General features: G+C 38.0%; 24 protein-coding genes and 1 other annotated feature. Of the genes, 16 read left to right on the forward strand and 8 right to left on the reverse strand.

The window, feature by feature from the left end:
- Positions 1-35 precede the first annotated feature (35 nt).
- Positions 36-1,406 (reverse strand): lytic polysaccharide monooxygenase, encoded by a 1,371-nt coding sequence (locus EM4838_RS15455; protein ID WP_071866148.1) that lies wholly within the window; start codon positions 1,404-1,406, stop codon positions 36-38.
- Positions 1,407-1,905: 499 nt separating this feature from the next.
- Positions 1,906-2,035 (forward strand) — a sequence feature (ribosomal protein L20 leader region).
- A gap of 43 nt (positions 2,036-2,078) precedes the next feature.
- Between EM4838_RS15455 and infC the strand changes: the two genes are divergently transcribed.
- The 8 genes from infC to EM4838_RS15495 all read left to right on the forward strand — a co-directional run bounded on the left by infC (position 2,079) and on the right by EM4838_RS15495 (position 11,643).
- Positions 2,079-2,603: a translation initiation factor IF-3 gene (gene infC, locus EM4838_RS15460; protein WP_010736567.1), complete on the forward strand. Its 525-nt coding sequence runs from the start codon at positions 2,079-2,081 to the stop codon at positions 2,601-2,603.
- 71 nt (positions 2,604-2,674) lie between these two features.
- Positions 2,675-2,875: a 50S ribosomal protein L35 gene (rpmI, locus tag EM4838_RS15465; protein ID WP_010736566.1), complete on the forward strand. Its 201-nt coding sequence runs from the start codon at positions 2,675-2,677 to the stop codon at positions 2,873-2,875.
- Between the two features lie 53 nt (positions 2,876-2,928).
- Positions 2,929-3,288, forward strand: a complete 360-nt coding sequence (gene rplT, locus EM4838_RS15470) for a 50S ribosomal protein L20 (protein ID WP_019723984.1) — start codon at positions 2,929-2,931, stop codon at positions 3,286-3,288.
- Positions 3,289-3,787: 499 nt separating this feature from the next.
- On the forward strand, positions 3,788-4,795 hold the full coding sequence (locus tag EM4838_RS15475; protein WP_071866149.1) for an Abi family protein: 1,008 nt from the start codon (positions 3,788-3,790) through the stop codon (positions 4,793-4,795).
- A 537-nt stretch (positions 4,796-5,332) separates the two neighbouring features.
- Complete coding sequence (locus EM4838_RS15480; protein WP_071866150.1) at positions 5,333-7,153, forward strand: DUF3329 domain-containing protein; 1,821 nt, start codon at positions 5,333-5,335, stop codon at positions 7,151-7,153.
- Between the two features lie 359 nt (positions 7,154-7,512).
- On the forward strand, positions 7,513-8,850 hold the full coding sequence (locus EM4838_RS15485) for a citrate transporter (RefSeq protein ID WP_071866151.1): 1,338 nt from the start codon (positions 7,513-7,515) through the stop codon (positions 8,848-8,850).
- Positions 8,851-8,885: 35 nt separating this feature from the next.
- Positions 8,886-11,015 (forward strand): hydantoinase/oxoprolinase family protein, encoded by a 2,130-nt coding sequence (locus EM4838_RS15490; protein WP_071866152.1) that lies wholly within the window; start codon positions 8,886-8,888, stop codon positions 11,013-11,015.
- On the forward strand, positions 10,990-11,643 hold the full coding sequence (locus tag EM4838_RS15495; protein ID WP_071866153.1) for a hypothetical protein: 654 nt from the start codon (positions 10,990-10,992) through the stop codon (positions 11,641-11,643). The genes EM4838_RS15490 and EM4838_RS15495 overlap by 26 nt, the downstream gene beginning before the upstream one ends.
- Before the next feature lie 56 nt (positions 11,644-11,699).
- Here EM4838_RS15495 and EM4838_RS15500 read toward each other — a convergent pair whose 3' ends face one another.
- The 4 genes from EM4838_RS15500 to EM4838_RS15510 all read right to left on the reverse strand — a co-directional run bounded on the left by EM4838_RS15500 (position 11,700) and on the right by EM4838_RS15510 (position 14,104).
- Entirely contained in the window at positions 11,700-12,377 is a 678-nt protein-coding gene (locus tag EM4838_RS15500; protein ID WP_071866154.1) for a GntR family transcriptional regulator, read from the reverse strand.
- A 182-nt stretch (positions 12,378-12,559) separates the two neighbouring features.
- A complete protein-coding gene (locus EM4838_RS16640; protein WP_169823213.1) occupies positions 12,560-12,727 on the reverse strand; it encodes a hypothetical protein in 168 nt (55 codons plus the stop codon).
- Between the two features lie 76 nt (positions 12,728-12,803).
- Positions 12,804-13,262 (reverse strand): acyl-CoA thioesterase, encoded by a 459-nt coding sequence (locus EM4838_RS15505; RefSeq protein WP_071866155.1) that lies wholly within the window; start codon positions 13,260-13,262, stop codon positions 12,804-12,806.
- Between the two features lie 14 nt (positions 13,263-13,276).
- On the reverse strand, positions 13,277-14,104 hold the full coding sequence (locus EM4838_RS15510; RefSeq protein ID WP_071866156.1) for an NAD(P)H-hydrate dehydratase: 828 nt from the start codon (positions 14,102-14,104) through the stop codon (positions 13,277-13,279).
- A gap of 142 nt (positions 14,105-14,246) precedes the next feature.
- Here EM4838_RS15510 and pepV point away from each other — a divergent pair, with 142 nt between their 5' ends.
- From pepV to EM4838_RS15540, 6 genes are all read left to right on the forward strand, one after another.
- Positions 14,247-15,665: a dipeptidase PepV gene (gene pepV / locus EM4838_RS15515; RefSeq protein ID WP_071866157.1), complete on the forward strand. Its 1,419-nt coding sequence runs from the start codon at positions 14,247-14,249 to the stop codon at positions 15,663-15,665.
- Positions 15,666-15,970: 305 nt separating this feature from the next.
- Positions 15,971-16,675 carry a GntR family transcriptional regulator gene (locus EM4838_RS15520; RefSeq protein ID WP_071866158.1) on the forward strand — a complete coding sequence of 235 codons (705 nt, stop codon included), beginning with the start codon at positions 15,971-15,973 and terminating at the stop codon, positions 16,673-16,675.
- Between the two features lie 171 nt (positions 16,676-16,846).
- Entirely contained in the window at positions 16,847-18,178 is a 1,332-nt protein-coding gene (locus EM4838_RS15525; protein ID WP_071866159.1) for a PTS sugar transporter subunit IIC, read from the forward strand.
- A gap of 56 nt (positions 18,179-18,234) precedes the next feature.
- Positions 18,235-19,590, forward strand: a complete 1,356-nt coding sequence (locus EM4838_RS15530; protein ID WP_071866160.1) for a glycoside hydrolase family 1 protein — start codon at positions 18,235-18,237, stop codon at positions 19,588-19,590.
- A gap of 259 nt (positions 19,591-19,849) precedes the next feature.
- A complete protein-coding gene (locus EM4838_RS15535; RefSeq protein WP_071866161.1) occupies positions 19,850-20,029 on the forward strand; it encodes a hypothetical protein in 180 nt (59 codons plus the stop codon).
- Between the two features lie 134 nt (positions 20,030-20,163).
- Complete coding sequence (locus EM4838_RS15540; protein ID WP_071866162.1) at positions 20,164-20,349, forward strand: hypothetical protein; 186 nt, start codon at positions 20,164-20,166, stop codon at positions 20,347-20,349.
- A gap of 110 nt (positions 20,350-20,459) precedes the next feature.
- Here EM4838_RS15540 and EM4838_RS15545 read toward each other — a convergent pair whose 3' ends face one another.
- Complete coding sequence (locus EM4838_RS15545; RefSeq protein WP_065096934.1) at positions 20,460-20,840, reverse strand: PH domain-containing protein; 381 nt, start codon at positions 20,838-20,840, stop codon at positions 20,460-20,462.
- Between the two features lie 224 nt (positions 20,841-21,064).
- Between EM4838_RS15545 and EM4838_RS15550 the strand changes: the two genes are divergently transcribed.
- On the forward strand, positions 21,065-22,522 hold the full coding sequence (locus EM4838_RS15550; RefSeq protein WP_071866163.1) for an NAD-dependent succinate-semialdehyde dehydrogenase: 1,458 nt from the start codon (positions 21,065-21,067) through the stop codon (positions 22,520-22,522).
- A gap of 36 nt (positions 22,523-22,558) precedes the next feature.
- Here EM4838_RS15550 and EM4838_RS15555 read toward each other — a convergent pair whose 3' ends face one another.
- Positions 22,559-23,518, reverse strand: a complete 960-nt coding sequence (locus EM4838_RS15555) for a glycosyltransferase family 2 protein (protein ID WP_062805833.1) — start codon at positions 23,516-23,518, stop codon at positions 22,559-22,561.
- Between the two features lie 138 nt (positions 23,519-23,656).
- Positions 23,657-24,007 carry a PepSY domain-containing protein gene (locus tag EM4838_RS15560; protein ID WP_019724280.1) on the reverse strand — a complete coding sequence of 117 codons (351 nt, stop codon included), beginning with the start codon at positions 24,005-24,007 and terminating at the stop codon, positions 23,657-23,659.
- Positions 24,008-24,207: 200 nt separating this feature from the next.
- Between EM4838_RS15560 and pepA the strand changes: the two genes are divergently transcribed.
- The gene (gene pepA / locus EM4838_RS15565; RefSeq protein ID WP_019724279.1) at positions 24,208-25,287 is read left to right on the forward strand and encodes a glutamyl aminopeptidase; all 1,080 of its coding nucleotides are present in this window, start codon (positions 24,208-24,210) and stop codon (positions 25,285-25,287) included.
- Positions 25,288-25,303: the final 16 nt, after the last annotated feature.

Consider the following 25,303-nt stretch of genomic DNA (forward strand, 5'->3'; position numbering starts at 1 on the left):
ATATTATCGTTTTAATTATGTTTATAAGGTTTATTTTATTTAGGATAGAATAAGGCATGAGCAATTCCGGGTGCCCAGTTTGTATCTCCGTAGTTCAAGTGAGATTGCCAAGTGATGTATGTTACACCGTTGTGAACAACTTCTTCGCCTGCTGTATAAGAAACCGGTGCGAATAAGCTTCCTACTGTCCATTGACGTCCTGGAGTGACTTCGCCACCACTGTCGCCGCCATTGTCATCGTGATCTGTCGTAATAGATAACGCATTGCTTGCATCAGATAGTTCATCCGTATTGCTGACTGCGCGAACCACGAATGAGTAGGCAGTGTTTGCAGCTAATCCAGACACTTCGTATGCTGTTTCTTTTGTTGAACCAATCAATTGATTGTTACGGTAGATGTTGTATTGTTTGATTCCTTTTGAATGAGTAGAAGCGCCCCACATCAATGAAACACTTGAACTTGTTTGACCCATTGAGTGTAAGTGAGTCGGTGTAGTTGGTTTTTCTTGTGCATTTTCTGTTGCAGTTTTTACTGTCAAAGCTGTCTTAGCAGAGACTAAGCCAGTTTGTCCAACTGCTTCGATTTCATAGTTATAAGAAGTATCCGCAGTTAAGTTTGTATCATTGAAATCTGGCGATGATGTATTTCCGATCAATGCACCATCACGATAAACATTATAAGATGCAGTATTCGCTTGACTATTCCAAGCTAATTGGACAGTTGAAGAAGTTACATTCGTCGCACGCACGTTTTGTGGTGCTGTTGGTGCTACTGGAATCGCAGAATCACCTTTCAAGTTGACATCGACTACTTGATAGAAGGCGCCGCCTGTATCATGAATGTCCCATACAGCTAAAACAACATGATAACCGATACGGTCGTTTGGAATGTTGACTGTGTGGTTACGATTATTTGCAGAAGCAGTTCCATCATGTTGGATTTCTGTAATCAACTCTAAATCGCTACGTTTCAGTGGTGCATTCGGGTTCCAACCTACTTTAGTAATATAATAATGCCATTTAGTTGTACGGTGAGATTGTGTGTAGCGCCATCTGAATGTGTTCGCTCCTGTTTCTAAGTTTTGTCTTGTCCACATTGTTTCTGTTTGGTTGTCTAATACAAAGCTTCGTTGAACAGCTCCGTTGGCAGAAGCGATGCGACCGTCGACAGGACCTCTTTCCGGGAATCCTTTACCGGCTTCTAATGATTGCGGTTCGTAAACCACAGGACCATACTTAGCTATTGCAGCAGCTAAGTTGACGTTGCGGTCTAAGTGCCCTTGATACGCACGACTGATCGGTGATTCAACATAACCGTGAGCAGAAGCGTCTTGTTCCCCGATCGCTAAGCTTGCTCCAAATAAAATCCCCGAGCATAAAACGGTACCCAAAATTTGTTTTTTCATTTTTCCCTCCATATGTAAATAAGATTTAGATAACGAATAATAAAAGACGAGTTTCGTAATTATCTCTTTATCGTGTTATCTGAAATTAAGATTATCAAAAAAAACGAATAGTTACGAATCAGTTTATACCGATGTGTAGGTAAAAAAAATAATAGAAACATAAATAATATGATTTGTTATAACGTTGATTTTTTAGGGGTTTTGGTACCGTGTTTGGAAAATAAGAACATTTTTTTATAAAAAAATATTTCTTGGTATTAAGAATCAAATGATTTTCCCTAGATTATATTTTAGTTATCTTAAAATAAAAGAAGTGGAATTATATAAAACGTAAATGAGGTAGTAGCAGTAGGGGGACAGATTCGATTGGTGATAAGCGAAGCAACAAAAATGTCTAATTACTGAGCTGTATGTGAAGAAGAATTGCTACGATTAAATAGAAAAAAGTGAAGAAATGATTGACAAAAAGAAATAGATTTGGTATGATAATTAAGTTGAGAAATAAAAGCAGAAGCACCCGCTTCTCGCCTTAGTTGATACAGTCACTGGGCTAGATAGTTTTCATCTATATGTAGTATAGGTGGAGTACGTGCGGGTTCTATCAAAAGAACTCGTTTTTTTATTGCCGTTCATTCGGTAAGCTTTTCTTTCTCTCATAATATTTGGAGGTGAATGACCATAGCAAAGGATATGATGGTTAACGACGGCATTCGTGCACGTGAATTACGATTGATCGGTTCAGATGGTGAGCAATTAGGAGTTAAGTCAAAAGCAGAAGCATTGCAAATTGCAGAACAATCAAACTTGGATCTTGTGTTAGTTGCTCCAGGTGCGAAACCACCAGTAGCGCGAATCATGGACTACGGAAAATACCGTTTCGAGCAACAAAAGAAAGACCGCGAAGCGCGTAAAAAACAAAAAGTGATCAATGTAAAAGAAGTTCGTTTAAGTCCAACGATTGATTTGAATGACTTCAATACAAAACTTCGTAATGCACGTAAGTTCTTAGAGAAAGGCGATAAAGTGAAAGCTTCTATCCGTTTCAAAGGCCGTGCCATTACCCACAAAGAAATTGGTCAAAAAGTCTTGGATCGCTTAGCTGAAGAAACTGCTGATATTGCAACAGTGGAACAAAAAGCGAAAATGGACGGACGCAGCATGTTCTTGACGCTGGCACCGAAAAACGACAGTAAGTAATTTGAATGACTAACTGATTGTTGGACAGTCAATAGTCGGATAACGAAAGATTTTGAGGAGGAAATATAGTCATGCCAAAACAAAAAACACACCGCGGATCAGCAAAACGTTTCAAACGTACTGGTAAAGGCGGATTGAAACGCTTCCGTGCGTTTACAAGTCACCGTTTCCACGGTAAAACTAAAAAACAACGCCGTCAATTACGTAAAGCGCGCATGGTTTCTAGTGGCGATTTCAAACGTATTCGTCAACAACTAGCAAAAATGAAATAAGAACGTAAAATAACTGAAATTTAAAGATTTATTTTTATTAGGAGGAATTATACATGGCACGTGTAAAAGGTGGAACAGTAACTCGTAAACGTCGCAAAAAAATGCTGAAATTAGCAAAAGGTTACTACGGTTCAAAACACACTTTATTTAAAACAGCAAAAGAACAAGTAATGAATTCATACAACTACGCATATCGCGATCGTCGTCAAAAGAAACGCGACTTCCGTAAATTGTGGATCGCTCGTATCAACGCAGCGGCTCGTATGAATGGCTTAAGCTACTCAAAATTGATGCACGGTTTGAAATTAGCTGAAATCGACATCAACCGCAAAATGTTAGCTGACTTGGCTGTCCATGATGCAGCAGCATTTACTGCATTAGCTGACCAAGCAAAAGACGCTTTAGCTAAATAATTTAACAGCGTAAACCGACTTTCTATCAAATGAAGTTGGTAAATAGAAATGTTAGAATGTTTGGAATAGACAGAAGATGATTATTTTCTGTCTGTTCTTTTTTTTATAGCGAAAAATATTTTTCCGTGTTGAGCCATATAGGATAAAGCTTAGTAAGTTTGAATTGTAGAAACAAATGCGGTTTCATGATAAAATAGATAAGAACATTCGTTCTTTTTTTTGGAGCTTTTGAAGTGGAATGGAATTATTAATTGATAAAAGTAAACATAATTTGCTGATATTTAATGATCTTATGAAGTTTACAGAATTAGCTTTATATAAATCTTTTAGAAAATAACAAAATTGACACATATAATACTGGGAAATTAGTCAAAAAAGAAATAAAATCTTCTAGCATGATTAAACTTTTCCAGTGAAGACAGCATTTTCAATAAGATTAATCCTCTACTTACAACTGATGAGTCTGTTTTTAGATAATAATATTGAATGGGTGGGAATTATGAAACTAAATTTATCTGACCAACTCGCATATTTAACAAAGGATAAAAATATTAGCTGTGATATTTTAACAGTTACTGAAGCACAGAATATACTTGAAAACACCAATTTTTATTATAAAATTACTTGTTACAAGAGAAATTTTAGAAAAGATAGCAACAATAAATATATTGATTTAGACTTTTTTCATTTATATGATTTATCAATAATAGATATGAGAATGAGACATTTATTTAATAAATTATGTTTAGACATAGAACACAGTTTAAAAAAGAACTTAATTAAGGACATAACGAATAGTACTGAGGATGGGTATGCTATCGTCAATGAATTTGATTCCTTTGAGAGAGTAAAGTTTAATTTAAAACAACAAGTACTAAGACAACGTTATGGACAAAATTACATAAATGTTAATTATAAGCCGATTTTAAAAAGAACAATTTATAATGTATCTGACCCTAATGATTATGATTATCAAATATCACGGAAATATTTTAATAGCAAGATTGTTCCAGTTTGGGTACTAATAGAAAAATTGAATTTTGGGCAATTGATAGACTTTATAAAGTTTTATGTTGATAAACAGAAAAATAATTATGCGTATTATAAAACCGCTGAGGAATTACTGATAATGATCAAACGTATTCGAAATGCTTCTTCTCATAATCGTCCTATATTGATGAATATTGCAAATAAAAATCACTCAGGTAGTCTTGTTGTTTCTTCCAACGTAAAAAGTTTTCTTACAAAATATCAAATTAATAAGAATGTTAGTAGGAAAGAAATTTCACTATACAATAATTTACTTGAACATACAAAGATTCATGATATCTTTTGTCTGATGATTTTATATAAAGAATATATTGAAAGCGAAAAAATGATTTTTGCTAGAAGAAAAGAAATTAGAAGCTTTATTTATCGTGCAAAATTAAATAAAAAGCATTACTCAAAGCATAATAAAATGAAAAATATTTTTTTGTTTTTATCTAAATCATTGAATAGCATTTAAAATTCTTCCCAAAGTCATTTCATTATGCTATGATTAATACACAAAGGAAAGGTGTCGGTCATAGCCCATAGACACTGCGTACTAAGGAGCAAAAGAAATTTTGTGAATTAGGCGTTATGGCATTATCATAATATAAAAAAGCTTACTAGAAATTTGTTCCTGTTAATTCCTAGTAAGCTTTTTTGTTTTGCCTCAGATGATTTTTGCTAGTCAACTACTCAACTCATAAAATCTCCTAGAAATTTCTTCTTTTCTGTCTTTCGAGACTATATTCCCCACGAATGAATAACCGCTCAGGCTTTGTGGATTTGTTGAGATCTTGAATGAAAAGGCTTCGACAAACATTTATTCTTATTGTTTTCTATTAAGATCTTTTATGAAATGTTCATTTTGTAGTGAACCTATCTGAAGCCAAAGAAACTATGAGACAAAAAATGATAAAAAGCGTTGTTTCATTTAAGAGCACCCAATGATTTAAAATGTTATAATAATATTCATAAGTATTCACTTAAATAATTGTTGGAAGGGAAGAACAAAATGAATCGAATAATCGATAGTATCTGCAAGCATAAAAAGATGATTGTGATAGTTTCTGTTTACGTAGTCATGGTCATCTTGAATTTTTTAACGCCATTGATTGCAGATGATATTGAATACATGTACAAAACAACAAGTTTTTCAACTATTCTTCATGACGAATATATGCAATACATGAATTGGACAGGTCGGTCAGTGGTCCATATCATTGCGCGTTTATTTTTATTGATGCCAAAAATCGTATTCAATTTTATGAATCCATTGATTTATGTTTTACTAACCATTTTGATCTATAAAATATCAACTAAAGATAATGAGAATTTTTATGTGTTTAAATATTTAATGATCAATTTGTTGATTTGGTTATTTGTCCCAACTTTCGGACAAACGATCTTATGGGAGACTGGAGCTGCGAATTATCTATGGGGTGGCATCATCATTATTAGTTTTCTTTCTATGTATCACCGCTATTATACAAAAGGTCGAGAACTACCATTCAGTCAACCATTGCAGATTATTATTATGACAGTTTTAGGGATACTTGCCGGATGGTGTAATGAAAATACATCTGGTGGAGCGATTCTTGTTGTTTTAGGGTATATCTATTTTATCTATCAAGAGAAAAGACCGATTAAGGTATGGTTGTTTTCAGGTTTAGGTGGAGCAATCTTTGGATTATTGATGATGGTTGCGGCTCCTGGGAATGCGATACGAGCAACGTACTTCGACCGTAGTACATGGTCATTTGCTCGTAAGTTATATACTGGTGTTTTTGGGATTACACGAACTCTTTACGAAAACAGTTTGCAATTATTTGTTTTAGTGGCTATTTTAATTGCATTAGGTATTATTTTTAACCAGCATAAAAACTGGTTCCGACTTTCATATGTATATATTCTTGCCGGACTAGCAACTATCTATGTGTTATCTCTTTCGCCAACTGGACTTAACTGGGGGCGGTCATTCTTTGGTGGCGCATTGTATATTATTATTGCGATGTTAATCGAATGGCCAGATAAATTAACAAAGACAACAGCTGGAAGTTTTTATAGTGTGATCAGCTCAATTCTCATTGTTCAATTTTTATTTTCCTTTGTCTTAGGTGTGCAAGGTATCGTTCAGTCTTATCGTGATATCAACGAACAATATAGGTATGTAGAGAACCAGAAAAAGCAAGGTAATCTAAATCCTTTGATCGCTGATTTCAATGCAAATGAAGGGATGCCCTATCCAGCATATTCTAGCGCACTGTCACACGTTGGAGCGAACATAGACTCTCAGATCAACCGTTCAAATGCTAAATATTTTGGCTTGGAGACGATTCGATCGGTTTCTAAAAATGCTTGGAATACGATTTATAAAAATGGAGACCCAACGTTGATGAATATTTGGGATTATCAGGAATATCTAAAAGAATTAGAAGACTCAGATTATACAGTTCTGATTGCTGGTGCAGGCAAGTCCCAACAAATGAGTGAAGCTTTAGCAGTAGAAATAGCAAAACTTTTACCGGATCTTGATTTACAGAAGTTTACTCATGATTGGAATTTTACTGGTATTCGTCAAGAGAATCAGACTCCTATTCTTTCGCAAAATGAAAATTATAATGAAGTTAACCAAAAACTCACTGATAAGAACATCTCCATGGTTTCTAGTTTTACGTCTTATGAGGAGCAACAATTTTCTAGAATTAAAATTGCCGGCGTCGATGTATCAAGAAATAAAACAGGCGTCAATATTATTGTGCTATCCAAAGACGGTCAGATCATGGATGCGGTAAACATCGCTTCAAATGAACAGGGAGTGACCGTTTCAAGATAAATATAGGATTTAAAGTAAAACACGTCTAAGCTTGCTTAGGTGTGTTTTTTTATAGCTATCATTCTTCAATAAAATTTCTGTTATCTACAAATAGATTGAAATAACCCAATAAATAAAGTGCATGATATTTTTTTGAAAAGAAAGGTTACCATAGCTCATTTTTTATCTTAGATAGTAAATCTATTTATACAGTTAGCTAAATGAAATGTTTTTTCAAAAAACATTTCAGTAGCTCGTAATGAATCTTTTTTAATCATATGTACTTATTCTGTCGTCAATATTTAATGAAAGCGATTTCTCTATAGGGTAGAATAAGTCAACTGATATATCAGTGAGATGAAATAGAATGGAGTGAGTCTATGAGTGAAATGATTATTGGTATGTTGCTGATTTTGTCGTTCTTTTTTATGGTTTGGTATTGTGTCAAAGGACTTAATTTGATGGTTGGTTTAGCGATCATGGCGACGATTTGGATGGGATTGGCGCTGATTGGTAATTTTTTCTCACCGAATGCTGCAATGGAAGGACAGTCAGTCATTGATGTGTTGACCCATGTATATGCTACTGGTCCAGCGGAATATGCGAAATCGATTTTAGTGAATGTATTCTTTGGTGCGTTTTTTGGTCGAGTGTTGGTAGATAGTGGGATAGCGGCTACATTGATTCGAAAAGTCGTAGAGCTTGGCGGTGATAAACCGCGGATCACGATGAGCCTTTTGTGTCTTGTAACGTCAATTATTTTTATGTCGATGACCGGGATTGGTCCAGTGATTTCAATTGCCGTGATCGTTTTACCGATTTTGATGTCGTTAGGAATTACTGCACCTGTTGCTCTATTTGCATTCATGGGTTCGATCATGGCAGGGATCTTTGCAAATATTGTCAATTTCAAGCAATATCAAACGATCTATGCAGGTTTTAATTCTGCGGCTGAAAATTATACATACAATGATTACTTTCAAATCGGAATGATTGGCATGATCGTAAGTTTAGTAATCGTTCTACTTGTAGCTAATATATCAATGAACCCGAAGAAACGCTATGCAATGGCAGCTGAACTTCCACGAGAAGGTGGGGAAGCACCAATAATTTCTTGGTTGGCAGTCGTTATACCTGTATTAGGAGTAGTGGTGTTAGAAATCCCGATCATTCTTGGTTTTATGTTGGCAGGGATCTGGGCGTTGCTATTTACAGGGAAATTACGTGGGGGATACAAGGAGATTTGTCGGCAATTCGCTAAATTATTTACAGATGGAGCAACAGATGTAGCACCGATGGTTGGCTTTTTGATGACTTTAGCGATGTTCAATAATTCGGCGGTATATGCTTCTTCTTATTTCTCTGCAATTTTGGGAGACTTTATTCCTCAGACACCTTTTGTGTTAGCACTTGCCTTTGCATTGTTGACGCCTCTAGGTTTTTTCCGTGGTCCGTTGAGTCTAGTCGGTTCGGGATCAGCAATTTTAGCAGTAGTTTTAGCCGTCAATCCGACGATGCCCGTGGCCTTCTTATTTCCACTATTTGCGACGACGACCATTGCGCCACAGCATTTAGATATCACTCAATCCTGGATCGCATGGGGATTAGGGTATACAAAGGTTTCCTCTCGTGAATTCATGAAAAAATCGATTCCGACAGGGTGGGCGATCGGTGTGATCGTCTGTATCTTGACGTTGATCCTTTATGGTAATTTTTGATAGGTATAGAAAGTAAAAAATTTGGAGGATGCAAAATGAAGCGTGCAGTAAGAATGGGCATTGATGTAGGCGGAACCCATACAAAAGCAGTCGCAATCGACAATGCGACACATGAAATCATCGGTAAATCATCTGTTAAAACAACGCATCACCATCCAGAGGGTGTAGCTGCAGGGGTCGTACAATCGTTCCAAAATTGTTTGCAAGAAAATCAGATCAGCCCCGAGGATGTTGTTTTTGTCGCGCATTCTACAACGCAAGCAACGAATGCCTTGATTGAAGGAGATGTGGCAAAAGTAGGAGTGATCGGAATGGCTAAGGGCGGGTTCGAAGGTTTTTTGGCAAAAAGACAAACTCGATTAGCACCGATTGATTTAGGGAATAATCGAAAAATAGACATTGCAAATGTGTTCTTGCCAATTAAACAATTGACAAATGAACGAGTGTTAGAGACGATTGCTACACTTAAAAAAGAACAGGCGGAAGTTTTAGTTTCTTCCATGGCTTTTGGCGTAGATAATAGTGAACCCGAACAAGTTATCTATTCACTTGCTTCGGAACAAGGGATACCAACAACGATGGCTTCTGAAATCACAAAGCTTTATGGTTTGACGAGACGCACACGAACGGCAGCGATCAATGCCTCGATTTTACCTAAAATGTTAGAAACAGCGACCTCAACTGAACGTTCTGTTCGAACTGCCGGTGTCAATGTTTCTTTGATGATCATGCGTGGTGATGGTGGTGTAATGGAAATTGCTGAAATGAAGAAGCGACCAGTATTAACGATGCTTTCAGGTCCAGCTGCCTCTGTCATGGGTTCTTTGATGTATTTACGTGCCTCGAATGGTGTGTATTTTGAAGTCGGAGGGACAACAACCAATATTGGTGTTATCAGGAATGGGCGTCCAGCCATCGATTACTCAGTGGTCGGCGGTCATGCCACCTATATTTCATCGTTAGATGTTCGTGTCTTAGGTGTTGCCGGTGGTTCAATGGTTCGGGCAGATCGCACAGGGATTCTTGACGTGGGACCACGTTCAGCCCATATTGCTGGATTGGATTATGCTGTATTCACACCGATTGAAAAAATCGATCAACCGAAAATCGTTTTTTTCTCACCCATTGAGGGAGATCCGGCTGATTATGTCAAAGTGATTTTGGCAGACGGAAAAGAGGTCACTATTACCAATACATGTGCAGCGAATGTTCTTGGGCTTGTCCAAGAAGAACACTTTTCTTATGGTGATCCACAAGCCGCAAGAAAAGCCATGGAAGCTTTAGCAGCTTATTGTCAGACTTCTGTGGAAGATATCGCTGAGCAGATCATGGCAAAAGCTTATGCCAAAATCGAACCAGTGATTTTGGAACTGGCAGAAAAATATCAATTGGAAAAAGAGCAAATCTCCTTGGTTGGGGTAGGCGGTGGAGCAGCGTCCTTGATTACTTATTTTAGTCAGAAAATGGGTGTTAAGTATTCAATACCAGAAAATGCGGAAGTGATCTCATCTATCGGTGTGGCATTAGCGATGGTGAGAGATGTGGTTGAACGAATCATTCCTTCGCCAAGTAAAGAAGATATTCGAGGATTGAAAAATGAAGCGATGAATAAAGCAATCGAATCTGGCGCTACACCAGAATCGATTGAAGTCCATGTTGAAATTGATCCACAGACGTCGAAAGTGACGGCAATTGCTACAGGTTCAACGGAAGTCAAAGCGACTGATTTAACAAAGCAGATCAGTGAAACAGAGGCGTTGACATTAGCTGCAGAAGATTTACGGATGTCCCTCAAAGATGTTCGTTTATTAGCGAATACTGACTACTTCTATGTGGTTGGGGAAAATAGTCCAGAACATTCAATCGGCGCATTACGGATCATCGACCAAAAAGGATTCATCAAAGTTCAAAGAGGGTATGCAAAATGTCTGAAAACTACAGCTGAACAGTATCTCTCCGCTGTCCAACAATTATGGGAAGAACTTGCGGTCTATCAGACGGAGCTGATTGCTCGACCGGAATTTTATCTATGTATCGGCGCGCGTGTCGCAGATTTTTCGGCGACAGAATTTGAACAATTACAACTCTTGATGGAGTTAGAAATCTCGATGTTAGATCCAGAGGAAGAAGTGATTGTGATTGCGGGGAATATCAAGCAAAAATAAACTAGATGAGTTGATTTTAAAATTGCTGACGATTTCTGATGAACAGTGGTGTGATTATCAATTTCAACGAGATCTTTTAGTAGGGAAATTCTCACTTTCTGAGCAACGAGCGTGGGGAGAACTGGCGAGACAATGTGGAGAAAGGTTAGCAGAAGTGATTTATCGAAAGTACCGTACAAGGAATATTCATGCGCTTTGTCGTACATTCGATGTCGCTATCTCCTATGGAGAAACAGCATGGCGGAATGATCGTTTGACACTCGCGACTTACGATGAAACAACGGGGATCTGTTTAATGACAGAACCAATTCAGAAATTTGAACAGGAAAAGATCACTGAGCTCCCACTGGAACAAGTTACTTCTTTGATTTTAGCGCATGAATTATATCATCATCTTGAAACACGCGATCCTACATTGTATACCCAACAGAAAACCCTAGAACTATGGCGATTTTTTGGGTATCGTCATCAGTCTAAGATCCGAGCATTGAGTGAGATTGCAGCGATGAGCTTTTCGAAGAAGTTGAATAACGTGGGCTTCTCACCATATGTGTTAGAAGTCGCTATGACTTGGCCATATGACTCCCGATTATGTGAGTATCTCGTCCAGTCATTTAAGTCGTTTTGAATAAGAAAAAAAGGCATAGCCCTTCCTGAAAGTTCGGGAGGCTACGCCTTTTTTCATTATACTTCAGAAGAGATTATTTCAAAATAACTCGGATAATGAAGGATCACTTGTTCTTGTTCCTCAATGATCATATGGAGGTGGAGGTTACAAAGAAAGCCCACTTCATCAAGTGCGTGTTCTTTCATGGCTCTCAATAAGATTTGATGTTCATCTAATACACGGCCCCAATCTAATTCAGAAATCGTCAAACGCAACCAACGGAAACGATCTAAGTGAGTGCTATAGCTTTCAAGCCAAGTCCATATTTCTTCTTTCCCCGCGACTTTGTAACACATTTGGTGAAAGGCTTTATCCAAAAGAAAGAAGGTTTTTTTGTCTTGTGCCAAGATGGCTTGATCCGTCTGTTCTAAAATCATCTCCAAGCGCTGATGCGCTTTATCGTTCATTTTAGCACTGCACTCTTGTAAAATCGGTTGCTCTAATTTTTCTCGCATGTAACGTGCCAAGTCTGCGGAACGTATGTCGATTTTTGAGATATATGTACCGGATTGAGGAATTGTTTTGATCAATTCCTGATTTCTAAGTTGGATCAATGCTTCTCGAATCGGCGTGCGTCCAATCGTTAGTTGTTCTTCTAAGATTCTGTCGGAAATCTTACTCCCGGGAGCTAATTCAGAATAGATGATTTGTTGTCTGATGGCTTCGTATGCTTGTTGTTGCAAATTGTTCCCCATAGAACACCCCTTTCAAAAAGTTATATCCAGTATAGCATATCCTTTACTGAGAACAGAATAAGGGGGAGGTAAGCAGATCAGCGAACAGAAACACAAAAATAGAGCCGCAAACGATTGGTTTGTCGACTCTTTTCAATACATATCCATAGTGCGAACATCTCATCCTTTCACGAAAGCAACAGTCAATCTGGGCGAACTTCCTGCAGTTGTTTGACACGACCACCGATTTGATTGGCAAAGGTTTCTGATTCTTTTTTGTCTTTGAAGACAAGCAAGGTTTCCGGGTTTTTTTCACGTGTGCGACAGCCAGTTTTATCAATATAACCGTGTAAGACTTTCACGACATACATTATAATCACCTGCTTTTTTTCTTTCCATTATACAAATCAGGGGTTAAAAGGCAAGAATAAACACTTATTTTTTCTTTTATTTCATTTCTGTTGCAGAATCAGGGTCTGTGTCGATGTTTGCATAAGTTTTAAACAGACTATCCAAGCTAGGATTTACACGGCCTAGTTTGACTAAACGTTGATTTTCTGCAAGCAAGAAACAGTGTTGGCTTGTACCGGTCGTCCGTAAACGCTGATCTTCTGTGTCGTAGATCTCATAACGGAAATTCAAGCGTGTACCTGTATAGCTTTCGATAATTGGTTGGATCAAGATTTTGTCCCCATAACGGATCATCTCTTTGTATTCGCAACTTACGCCTAGTACAGGGATGATGATGCCTTGTTCCTCGATTTTCTTGTAACTAAAATCTAAATGTTCTAACAACGCAACACGTGCTTCTTCGAACCAGCGGATATAGTTGCTGTGGTGAATGATACCCATTTGATCGGTTTCGTAATAAAAAGGCTCTCTAAGGTAGCCGGTATATTTTTCCATTGTGACGCTCCTTCTTATCTTTGACTAAAATAATGCATCCATTTTGGGATGTACTGACTGATTTGAGTCGGTAAAACGACATACTGCTCTTTTGCTAATTGGTCGCCGATAATGCTATGCAAATAGACAGCGGCACTGATCGTTTGGTCATTTTTTGGAAACTGAGCTAAAAAACCAGCAATCATGCCAGCTAACGTATCCCCCATACCACCTGTTGCCATAGCTGGTGAACCTGCTGTATTGTAATAGATGCCATTTTGCCCATAGATCGTTGTTTGATGACTTTTTAAAACCAGGGATGCCCCTAATTCTTGTTGTTTCTGCTGATTGTTCTCTTCAGATTGCTCATCTAAACGCAATCCACTGACGCGTTGCCATTCCATTTGATGGGGTGTGAGAACGGTATGCTCTGGATAAGGAAGCTCCAGCGAATGCCTAGCCAACAATGTCAGGGCAGAACCATCAATGACTAACCATTGTTTTTCTGTTTGTTTTGTTAGGACAAATTGCAGAAGTTCAAGGCTTTGTTGGTCGGTTCCTAATCCCGGACCAATCAGTAAGACATCGGCATCTTCAAAAGCCGAATGCCATGTTTCTTTATTTGTCCAATCCCCTACCATTGCCTCTGGTAAATGACTATGGACGGCCACGTGATTATTAGGATCTGTTACAACAGTTGTCAAGCCAGCGCCACTATGGACAGCTGCTAAAGCGCTCATGATGATCGCACCACCGAATTGCTCGTTTCCGCCAATCAACAGGACTTTACCAAATGTACCTTTATGAGATTCGATGGGGCGAGGAGTAATCACTTGTTGGAGTAATCGTTCATTTAATTCCATGGGAAAGCCTCCTTTTTTTCATTATAGCTTATAATATTTATGGAAAAAACTGTTTCGTTTATCCGTTGTCTGATTTTTTAAACAATTTGTCTGATTTATGTTATGATGAACTCGTAGACTGAATGAGTGGAGGAGTAACTTTATGACAATCAATTGGCAAAAAGAAGTCGAAGCACGTAAAGAAGACTTGCTTGAAGACTTAAAAAATCTTTTACGCGTAAGCAGTGAACGTGATGATTCAAAAGCAACTGCAGATGCACCATTTGGACCTGGGCCTCGTGACGCATTGAAACACATGCTTGCTTATGGTGAACGTGATGGCTTCGTTGTAAAAAACGTGGACAATTACGCAGGACACATCGATTTAGGTGAAGGAGACGAAACCTTAGGGATTTTTGGGCATATGGATGTTGTGCCTGCTGGCGATGGTTGGGATACTGATCCTTACGAACCAGTGATCAAAGACGGAAAAATCTTTGCTCGTGGGTCAAGTGATGACAAAGGTCCAAGTATGGCTGCCTATTATGCGATGAAAATCATCAAAGACCTAGATTTAGAATTATCGAAAAAAGTTCGCTTTGTCGTAGGTAGTGATGAAGAAAGTGGTTGGGCAGATATGGCTTACTACTTTGAACATGAAGAAGAACCTGATTTCGGTTTCTCACCAGATGCGGAATTCCCGATCATCAACGGAGAAAAAGGCAATGTTTCTTTCGCATTCCGTTTTAAAGGCGATAATGCCGGCGACTATGTATTGAAATCATTTACGTCAGGTTTACGTGAAAACATGGTGCCAGGAACAGCGACTGCAAAAATTGAAGTACCAAGCGCAGATGCAGCAGTTGCATTAGAAAAGGCATTTTATGAATTTATTGAAGCAAACCCAATCAATGGTTCGATTGAAGCAGAACATACATTTGTTACGATCAACGTAGTCGGAAAAGGGGCACATGGCGCAAGCCCACAATCTGGGATCAATGCCGGCTCTTTCTTAGCGAGCTTCCTTGATAATTATGAATTTATTGGTGCAGCTAAACAATTCATCCATGTGGCAGCTACTTACGTCCATGAAGACTTTTATGGTGAGAAATTAGGCGTTGCCCACGAAGACGAAAAAATGGGTAAACTAACAATGAACGCTGGGTTGTTTGCGTTTAAAGAAAATGGTTCAGAAGACGATAACTATATCAACATGAACTTCCGTTTTCCTAAAGGCACAACCACAGATGAATTAGAAAGCAAACTGAACAAAACAGTAGCAGACGAAGGTGCCTCAGTTACTCGTGGTGCCCGTGTAATGGAACCACATTATGTACCAATGGATGATCCGTTGGTTGAAACATTATTACAAGTCTACGAAGATCATACCGGCGAAAAAGGCTATGAGCAAATCATCGGTGGTGGCACATATGGACGCTTATTAAAACGCGGTGTGGCGTATGGCGCAATGTTCCCAGGCTACACAGATACGATGCACCAAGCAAATGAATTTATGAGTCTAGATGACTTGTTCCGTGCGACAGCGATTTATGCGGATGCTATCTATCGTTTGGCGAAGTAAATCATCTTTATTCGTACTTCAACATTCATTGCAAAAGTCAGAAATAGTTGTATGCCTAGCTTAGATATAACATGATAAAATCAATAGGTAACAAATGACAAAGACTTGAGTGACACCTGGCCTTCAGAGAATTGGGCTTCTCTGAAGGCTTTTTTTGGATTCCGAAAAGCGGATATGTTAGTAAATGAATAAACATCTGACTGACTAGTCATTTATTTATTAGTTATAGTTGTAAAGGTTGTTTACATTTGCTTGTTAATCTAATATTATAATAAGTGTATACAAATTTTGGAGGTGAAATGAATATGCCTAAATACATCGAAATCGCTCGTTCTTTGAAAAATAAGATTATCGAGGGTGAATTTAAAGAAGGCGAGCTATTACCAAACCAAGAAGCATTGGCAAAAACCTATCATACGAGTCGAGTAACTGTCAGAAAAGCGATACAGTTATTGATTGATGAATCTTTACTTTACACGAGACGGGGATCAGGGACATATGTTAGGAGCAATATAAAAAAGGACAATGAGAGTGTGACCCAGATCAATAGCGTATTTGGGACTTCTGCTCAAGAAGGGACGGCGGTGACCAGTAAAATCATCCGCTTTGATGTGCGTTTTCCCACTTCTTATGAGTCTGAAGAATTGAAAATAAAGGCGACTGATCCGGTCTATGATATTAAACGAGTGAGATATGTCGATGAAGAGGCGAGAAGTATAGAGACATCTATCATGCCTCTTAAGTACATCAAAGATTTGGATGAAGAGATTTTAAAGGGGTCTATCTATAACTATATCAGAGAAGAGTTAGGTTATGTGGTCAGTGCGGCCCGTCGAGTGATCATTGCTTCAAAAGCAAATCATTTAGACAGTGAAGAGTTTGAGATCGAGGTAGGCGACCCGATTTTGGAAACCAATCAGATCGTCTTTTTTGATGATGGTACGCCGTTTGATCTATCTAAGACAAGATATCCCTATACGTCAGGGAAAATAGTAGCAGATATCAATTAGATAATAATACTTAAAAGACTGTGCTTGTCACGATCAAGTGTGGTCTTTTTTTCTTTCTTTTGAAAATAAGTATACACTAATTTTAATTTTGTGTTTACAAAAACGCTTACAGGTGATATTCTGTATTAGAAATTGATATACAACTATAGACAATTCAGGAGGCATAAATAAATGGATGAGAAAAAAAGGGAAGCTTTGATGGGGAAATTTGTTTTAACAGCTCAAAAAATCGGCAATCAAGTTTATTTAAGAACACTACGTGATTCATTTGCTACTATCATGCCTTTATTCATTTTAGCAGGTATTGCTATTTTAATTAATTCGGTAGTGTTAGATCCGTCAGGTTGGTTCCAAAATATGATCAGCGCGGACACAATGGCATCTTGGCAAAACTGGGGATCGATCATTACGAACTCGACCCTTAATATCACTGGGATTATTCTTGTGATCACCATTGGCTATTTCTTGTCAAAAAATAGAGAGTATGATAATCCAATTGGCGTCGTGATCGCTGTTGTTCCAGCATTTTTGACGTTGCTTCCAACAATGATCGAGACAACGCCGATCAATGGGGAAACGGCTGTGGAAATCAGTGGGGTCATCAGTTACGGGAATATTGGTTCAAAAGGAGTCTTTGCTGCCATCATTACTGGATTATTGGCAACAGAGCTATACATTCGTCTGACACGTTCTAAAAAATTGCAAGTCAACTTAGGAGATAGTGTTCCGCCAGCGGTAGGAAAATCTTTTAACACGATGTTTCCATTGATCATTGTCGTTTCATTGTTTGCCTTTGCTTCATTTTTGATCCAACTAACAGGAAATGATTTTATGAGAATCATCGAGCAATTCATCCAAGAACCGTTACGTGGTGTAGGTACGTCATTTATTGGTTACTTATTTTTAGTTTGCTTTGGCAACTTACTATTTTCTTTCGGTATTCACCAATCTGTCATCACAGGTCCGATCTTAGATCCATTGTTGATGGTAAATATGAATGAGAATATGGCAGCTACTGCGAATGGTGAAGCTGCTCCTCACATCATTAACTCAGCGTTTCACCAAGTATATGGCGCTTTGATGGGTGGAACGGGTTCGACGATTGCTTTAGTGATAGCAATATTGATTTTTAGTCGCTATCAAGCATATAAAGATTTATCTAAGTTGGCGTTAGGCCCTAATATTTTCAACATCAATGAACCTGTGATTTTTGGATTACCGATCGTCTTCAACTTACCGATGATCATTCCTTTTGTATTGTCACCGATCATAGGTACGACCATTGGCTATTTAGCAACATCGATGCAGCTAGTCAATCGCTGTGTGGTGCCAATTCCTTGGACGACACCACCATTTTTAAGTGGCTTTTTAGCAACAGCAGGTGATTGGCGAGCAATTGTTGTTCAAGCGGTCATTATCGTTGCGTTAGTTTTCTTCTATCTGCCATTCTTGAAAATCAGTGAACGGGTTGCTCGTACAAATGCTGAGATGAGTCTTTCTTAAACGATTGCTAAAGGAAATAGACAAATGATAAATAGAACGATGATTGGAATGATAAGATGGTAAAGGAAAAATTTTTCTGGGGAGATTCCTCCTCAAGTATGCAAACGGAAGGTGCTTGGAACGAAGGCGGAAAAGGATTGTCTGTTTATGACCTTCGTGAAGCGACTGAAACTACTTCAGATTGGAAACATGGGATTGATCGCTATCATAGATATGAAGAAGATCTTGATTTGATGCAAGAAATGGGCATGAATTTTTATCGCTTCCAAACTTCTTGGTCACGTGTCAATCCTACAGGTGATGGGACATTCAATGAAGAAGGACTCTTGTTTTATGATCGTTACATTGATGCGATGCTAAAACGGAATATTGAACCCATGCTATGTCTCTATCATTTTGATATGCCACTTCATCTTGCACAAAATTACGATGGGTTTATGAGTAAACACGTCGTAGATGCTTTTGTGGAATATGGAAAAAAAATGGTGGATCGTTACAAGAATAAAGTCAAGTATTGGGTAACTTTCAATGAACAAAACTTGTATTCAACACCGTGGGCACTATTATACGGGGGAACATTGAATACGGAAGATACAGCGGATAACATTCATCAAATCGCGCATAATATCATGGTCGCACATGCCAAAATCGCCAACTATATCCATGAAACGACAGATGGTCAAATTGGCGGGATGTTAGCCTATTCCAATATGTACCCTGCGACAAATCACCCCAAAGATGTATTAATTGCGAGAGAATGGGATGAATTTATCAACCAGAATCTTTTAGATGCCTTTTGCGGACGTGGTTATTCGAAACAAGTTTTGACGTTTGAAGAACAGCATTTGAACGTAGATATGACAGAGGAAGAACTTGCTGAGATCGGAAAAGTAACAAGTGATTATTTAGCATTCAGTTACTATTGTACCGGAAGTATCAGTCATAAAAACATTCCAACAGATGTCGCACCAAACTATTATTTGACGTATGGTGAAGTGGAAAATCCATTTGTTTCGATGAATGAATGGAATCTGGGAATTGATCCTCTTGGATTTAGAGATATCATCAACAAGATGTATCAAAAGTACGATGTACCGATTTTCCCCGTTGAAAATGGGATAGGCACGCAGGAAAAGTGGGATGGCAATACACCTATTCAAGACGACTACCGCATTTATTACCATGAACAGCATATCAAAGCGATGCAAGATGCAATGAGCCTGGACGGCTGTGAAGTACTAGGTTATCTTGGCTGGGGATTGATTGATCTACCTAGCTCAAAAGGTGATATGGAAAAAAGATACGGGATGGTTTACGTTAATAGAGGAAATCATGATCTACGTGATATGAAACGCGTACCTAAAAAAAGCTTCTATTGGTTCAAAGATTTTCTTGAAAAAGAGCAAGGCTGATAGAATGAGTAAATAATAGCAAAAAAGCTGCATGTATTCGCTGGATCAAGTGAATGTATGTCGCTTTTTGTACGTTCTTATTCGTTTTGGGTTAAGTGATAAATCAACCATACAGTTGGTTGGCTGAATGTTTATAAGCGACTACCAACAGTAATGTTTCTCTTTATCGTTTGGAGGAAATACTTTTTTTATTTTCAAAAAAATTCGTTCATTCTGTCGACATTTATTCAGTAAAATAATTACTAAAGGGGGAATTACGATGGAACACGAAACATTGGAAGGGCTTAGAGAAAGAAAACAGCGTAAATTAGCATCAGTTAAAGAGCAAGCATTAAATGAAGTCGACAGAAATAAAGAAGTAACGAAAGATAGTAAAGAAGTATTACACAGAGATGATTCTCAGGCTGTGGGGCAAAGCGAAAAAAATAAAGAGAGATAAATTTTCAAAAATCCAGAATATGAATAGAAGATACTTGAACGTCTCAGCATCCTGTTCGATTGATGCGACTTTCTAGATTTGTATGGTTACAGTGAATTTTAAAAACCAAGCTTTTTAAAAGAAAGGAGAGCATGATGAAAGAAAAAGATCTAGATAAGTTAAAAGAGAAAAGAAGACAAGAAATCGAAGGTATCAAACAGCGCTCTTTTGCAGAAATCAGTAAAATCAAAGTGAATAATATGAAAAAACTAAAAGTAGACAAAATGGAATTTAAAGAAAAAAGAGCGAATCATCAAAAAAATGAAGGACGTGTACTATAAAATTTTTATTTTATTAGGAAGAGTTTTACAGAAGACGTCAACACAAAGAGCTTACACACCCAAAATTTGAAGTATTTTGGGTGTGTAAGCTCTTTGTGTTGATCGTAAGTTTAAGATAAGACAGCTGTTGCTAGCGCCTGTTGTACGGCGATGATATTCTTATCTTTTCTGAATTGTAAAGACTCTGCGGGTAGTTCTGCGCTAGAAATCCAAATTTTCAATTCGGCATCTAAATCAAAATGCCCACTTGTTTCAATCGAAAAACGTGAAATCGAGCGGTAAGGGATCGATTTATATTCACTTTTTTTACCGGTCATTCCTTGTTTATCGACGATAATCATCCGACGGTCGGTAAAAATAATCAAATCACGTACTAATTTGAACGCTAACTCTACCTGTTCCATTGGAATCAGGATTTCTTGAACTTCTCTTGTGATATTCGTTGTATCTTTTTGGGTAGCATTTCCCATCAAGCCATCAAATAGCCCCATAAAAACACTCCTTTAGTCGTAGGATAAAATCATTGTAGTACTCTATCTCATTTCTATCTCATTGTAACAAAGCTTTTGAATGAACGAGCAATTTATTCTTCAAAAGAATAAAAAAATTGAATTTGTAAGGCTGAGTGAGACAAAGTCACGTTAAACAGATGGTTTGAGGTTTGACTTTATTAATGTTACGGTTGTTATGTAATTAAGAATAGAGGAGGCAAACTATGGGGAAATATGATTTACCGCAAGTAGAAACTCATCTTTATATTAATGGCAAATGGCTTGAAGGCTCTGAAGGAACAGTTGATGTCGTCAATCCAGCAACTGGTGAAACGTTAGCAAGCGTTCAACAAGGTGGCGAAAAAGAGACAAAAGAAGCCATTGAAGCTGCCAACAAGGCATTCGAAGGTTGGTCAAGAACGGCACCAAGCGAACGAGCAAAATTAATGAATAAAATGGCTGATCTAGTAGAAGAAGACAGCGAACGTTTAGCAAAAATCATGACGATGGAGCAAGGGAAACCGCTTGCTCAAGCGACGGCAGAAATCCAAACAAATGTCGAAAACCTTCGCTGGAATGCAGCGCAAGGCCAACGAATCATGGGAGAAATCATTCCTTCACCTGAAGGGAAACAATGGCAAGCACGTAAACAACCAGTAGGTGTCGTCGGCGCCATCACACCATGGAACTTTCCATCCAACATGATCATTCGTAAAATCTCGCCGGCAATCGCCGCAGGCTGTACGGTTATCTTAAAACCAGCAAAATCAACACCTCTATCAGCACTTGCGCTGATGGAACTATTCCACAAAGCTGGCTTTCCAGATGGCGTCGTAAATATCGTCATGGGGGACTCCTCAACTATTGGAAAGATTTTGTCTGAATCGGATGATATCCAAAAAATCACATTTACAGGTTCAACAGAAGTTGGACAAATTCTAAATGAACAAGCAGCACCTACCTTGAAAAAAGTTTCTATGGAGCTAGGTGGACATGCGCCATTTATTATTTTTCCAGATGCCGATGTAGAATTAGCAGTCGATACATTGATCAAAACGAAATTTATCAACAATGGACAAGTATGTACGTCACCAAATCGAATTTTTATCCATAAAGAAATCAAAGAACAAGCAACAAAATTGATTGTGGAAAAAATCAGAGAAGTGACTGTTGGAAATGGCTTAGACGATCCAACTACGGGGCCATTGATCAATGAAGAAGGCGTAAAAAAAGTTGAAGAACAACTAGAAGATGCAGTAGCTAAAGGAGCAGAAATCTTGGCTGGTGGTCATCGTCTAACGGACGGAGAATATGCAAATGGCTTTTTCTTTGAACCGACAGTATTAGATGGCGTGAAAAAGGAAATGGATATTTTCTACAATGAAACATTTGGACCAGTGATCCCAATCATTACATTTGAAGACGAAGAACAAGTAATCAAAGATGCCAATGATACGATTTTTGGTTTAGCATCATATTTCTTTGCGACGAATATCCATACGATCAACAATGTAAGCAATAAATTGCAATATGGCATGGTCGGTGTCAATGATACGACGATCTCAAATTCTGCGACACCATTTGGGGGAGTCAAACATTCAGGGTTTGGCCGTGAGAACGGAACTTTTGGGGTAGAGGAATATGTCGAAGTGAAGTTTGTGACGATTGCATCAGAGAAATAAATGATAAGATAAAAAGAAGAGGATGATTGCATAAAATCATCTCTCTTCTTTTTTATTTTGGTGATACTCATGATAAACATGATAGAGGTTCAGTTCGTACTCTTTCTTTGCATTTGTAACGACCGTATCTAAAATCATACCAGTAACTAGTGAAAGTAAAGCTAGGATCATCAATCCTGTACTTAATATGGCTGAAGGGACTTTAGTAATAAAGCTCGTCAACATAAACTCCCGAATGACAGGAATCCCAGTGAACAGACCAGCTAAAAAGAAAATGACTGTCCAGATATTGAAAAATAGGATAGGTTTATAATCTTTACACATTTTAATGATCATCATAATGACTTTGAAGCCATCAGAAAAGGTATTCAATTTTGATTCGCTACCTTCTGGGCGATCACGGTAATCAATAGGGAGCTCAACTAATTTGAATTTTTTATCTAAGGCATGAATGGTCAATTCCGTTTCGATTTGGAATCCCGCACTCATGATCGGAAAACTTTTGACAAAAATACGATTAAATCCTCGATAGCCAGTCATCACGTCTCTTATTTTTGTTTTATATAAACGAGTGATCGTATTTTTAACTAAATTATTGCCAAAATCATGGAAGGCGCGTTTATTTTCTTCAAAGTAAGTACCATTAGAAAGACGGTCGCCAATGACCATATCCGCTTCGCCAGAACGTAATTTTTCTAAAAGTCCATGTACGGCTTCGGCTGGATAAGTATCATCTCCGTCTACCATCAAGTAGTAGTCCGCATCAATATCAAAAAACATTTGACGAATGACATTTCCTTTACCTTGACGAGGTTCTTTTTTTACAATAGCACCCGCTGCAACTGCTAAGTCGTAGGTGTTGTCCGTTGAGTTATTGTCGTATACATAAATATCTGCTTCTGGTAATTCTCGTTTAAAGTCGGCAATGACTGTAGGAATCGTTGCTTCTTCATTATAACAAGGAATCAGGACAGCAATTTTTTCTGTGTGATTCATTTTTCACTCTCCTAAATAAATTGAAAAAGTTTAAACTAAGCATAACCTATCATGTACGTTTATACCAGTTTTTATGCAAAAAAAGAAGCTCTTATCCATAGGAAAGCCTATTTCTAAGAGAATCTTTTAAAAATGAAATCAAGCATCTGTTCCTTTTTTTCTAGAAATATCTAAAACAGTACCAGTATAGGCATCTGCTAAAAATTCATAATAGACGACTTCACCATCTTCTATGCGAGAAATCCCACCACGATAAGCTTTTGAATGAATTGCAAATTTACGTGTCGGTTCTTTCTCAAAAGAGATCCAGGAGCCTTCAATCGAGCCTTCATCTAAAAACGCTTCTTTGATGGTAGCTAAGACTTCATCAGCGGACATCGTTTTGTTGCGATTGTACCATAGTGCAGTTGCCACGCCACTTAATAATCCTAAACCAAGTCCGACAGCTAAACCACCTTTGAAATAGGCCTGTTCACTTTCTTCATACATGCTGCTTGCCCTCCTTTACACTTTCACAAGTTTCTTTGGCTTTATTTTACCACACTATCTGATTTTCTTTGAAATAAATAACCGTTTTGAAATAAAATACGGTATAATAATCACGATAGATTTGTCCAGATACTATTTTTTAAGACAAATCAAAGCTGAGATTGAAAGGAGACAAGTCTGAATTATAGACGATCATTATTATGGATGAAAAAACATTTCAACGTATTAAAGAATTAACAGAATTACAAGGAACAAGCGGTTTTGAACAAGACATCCGCGCGTACATGGAACAACACATGGAGCCACTAGTTGATGAATTACAATTAGATGGATTAGGTGGGATCTTTGGATTGCGCCATCACCAAGAAGCGGATGCCCCTCGTGTCATGGTGGCAGCACACATGGACGAAGTTGGTTTTATGTTGACACAAATCCAAGATAACGGATTGTTCAAAGTGGTTCCGCTAGGCGGTTGGAATCCTTATGTAGTATCGGCTCAACGCTTTACATTGAAGACATCAACAGGGAAAAATTACCCATGTATTTCTTCTTCTGTTCCACCACATTTATTACGTGGTACAAGCGGTCAAAAGTCAGTCGAAGTAACAGATATTTTATTTGATGCTGGTTTTGAATCAAAAGAAGAAGCAATGAGTTTTGGTGTCCTACCAGGAGATACGATCGTACCTTTTGCAGAAACGATCAAAACAGCAAACGGCAAAAATATCATCAGTAAATCATGGGACAACCGTTACGGTTGTACGATGGTCTTGGAAGCATTAGAAGCCCTAGAAAAAGAAACATTAGGTCATACGCTGATCGCCGGCGCCAATGTCCAAGAAGAAGTTGGTTTACGTGGATCAAAAGCTTCAGTGAACAAATTCAAACCTGATCTATTCTTTGCGGTAGACTGCTCTGCAGCAGATGATACAGTAACGAAAAAAGGCACATTTGGTCATCTAGGAGAAGGCACCTTGATGCGTATCCAAGATCCAGGATTGATCATGTTGCCGCGATTACGTGAATATTTATTAGATATTGCTGAAACAAACAATATTCCTTATCAATACTTTGTATCAAAAGGCGGTACCGACGCTGGTGCTGCTCATACACAAAATGAAGGAATCCCAAGTACCGTTATCGGTGTAGTTGGACGCTATATCCATACGCATCAAACGATGTTTAGTATCCGTGACTTTGAAGCAGCCAGAGAAATGTTGATCCAAACATTGAAGGGCTTAGATAAATCAACGGTGAATACGATCGTTTACGGAAAATAAGTAATCAACGAGTAAA

It is taken from the genome of Enterococcus mundtii, from assembly GCF_002813755.1.
In the GTDB taxonomy this organism is placed as follows: Bacteria; Bacillota; Bacilli; order Lactobacillales; family Enterococcaceae; genus Enterococcus_B; species Enterococcus_B mundtii.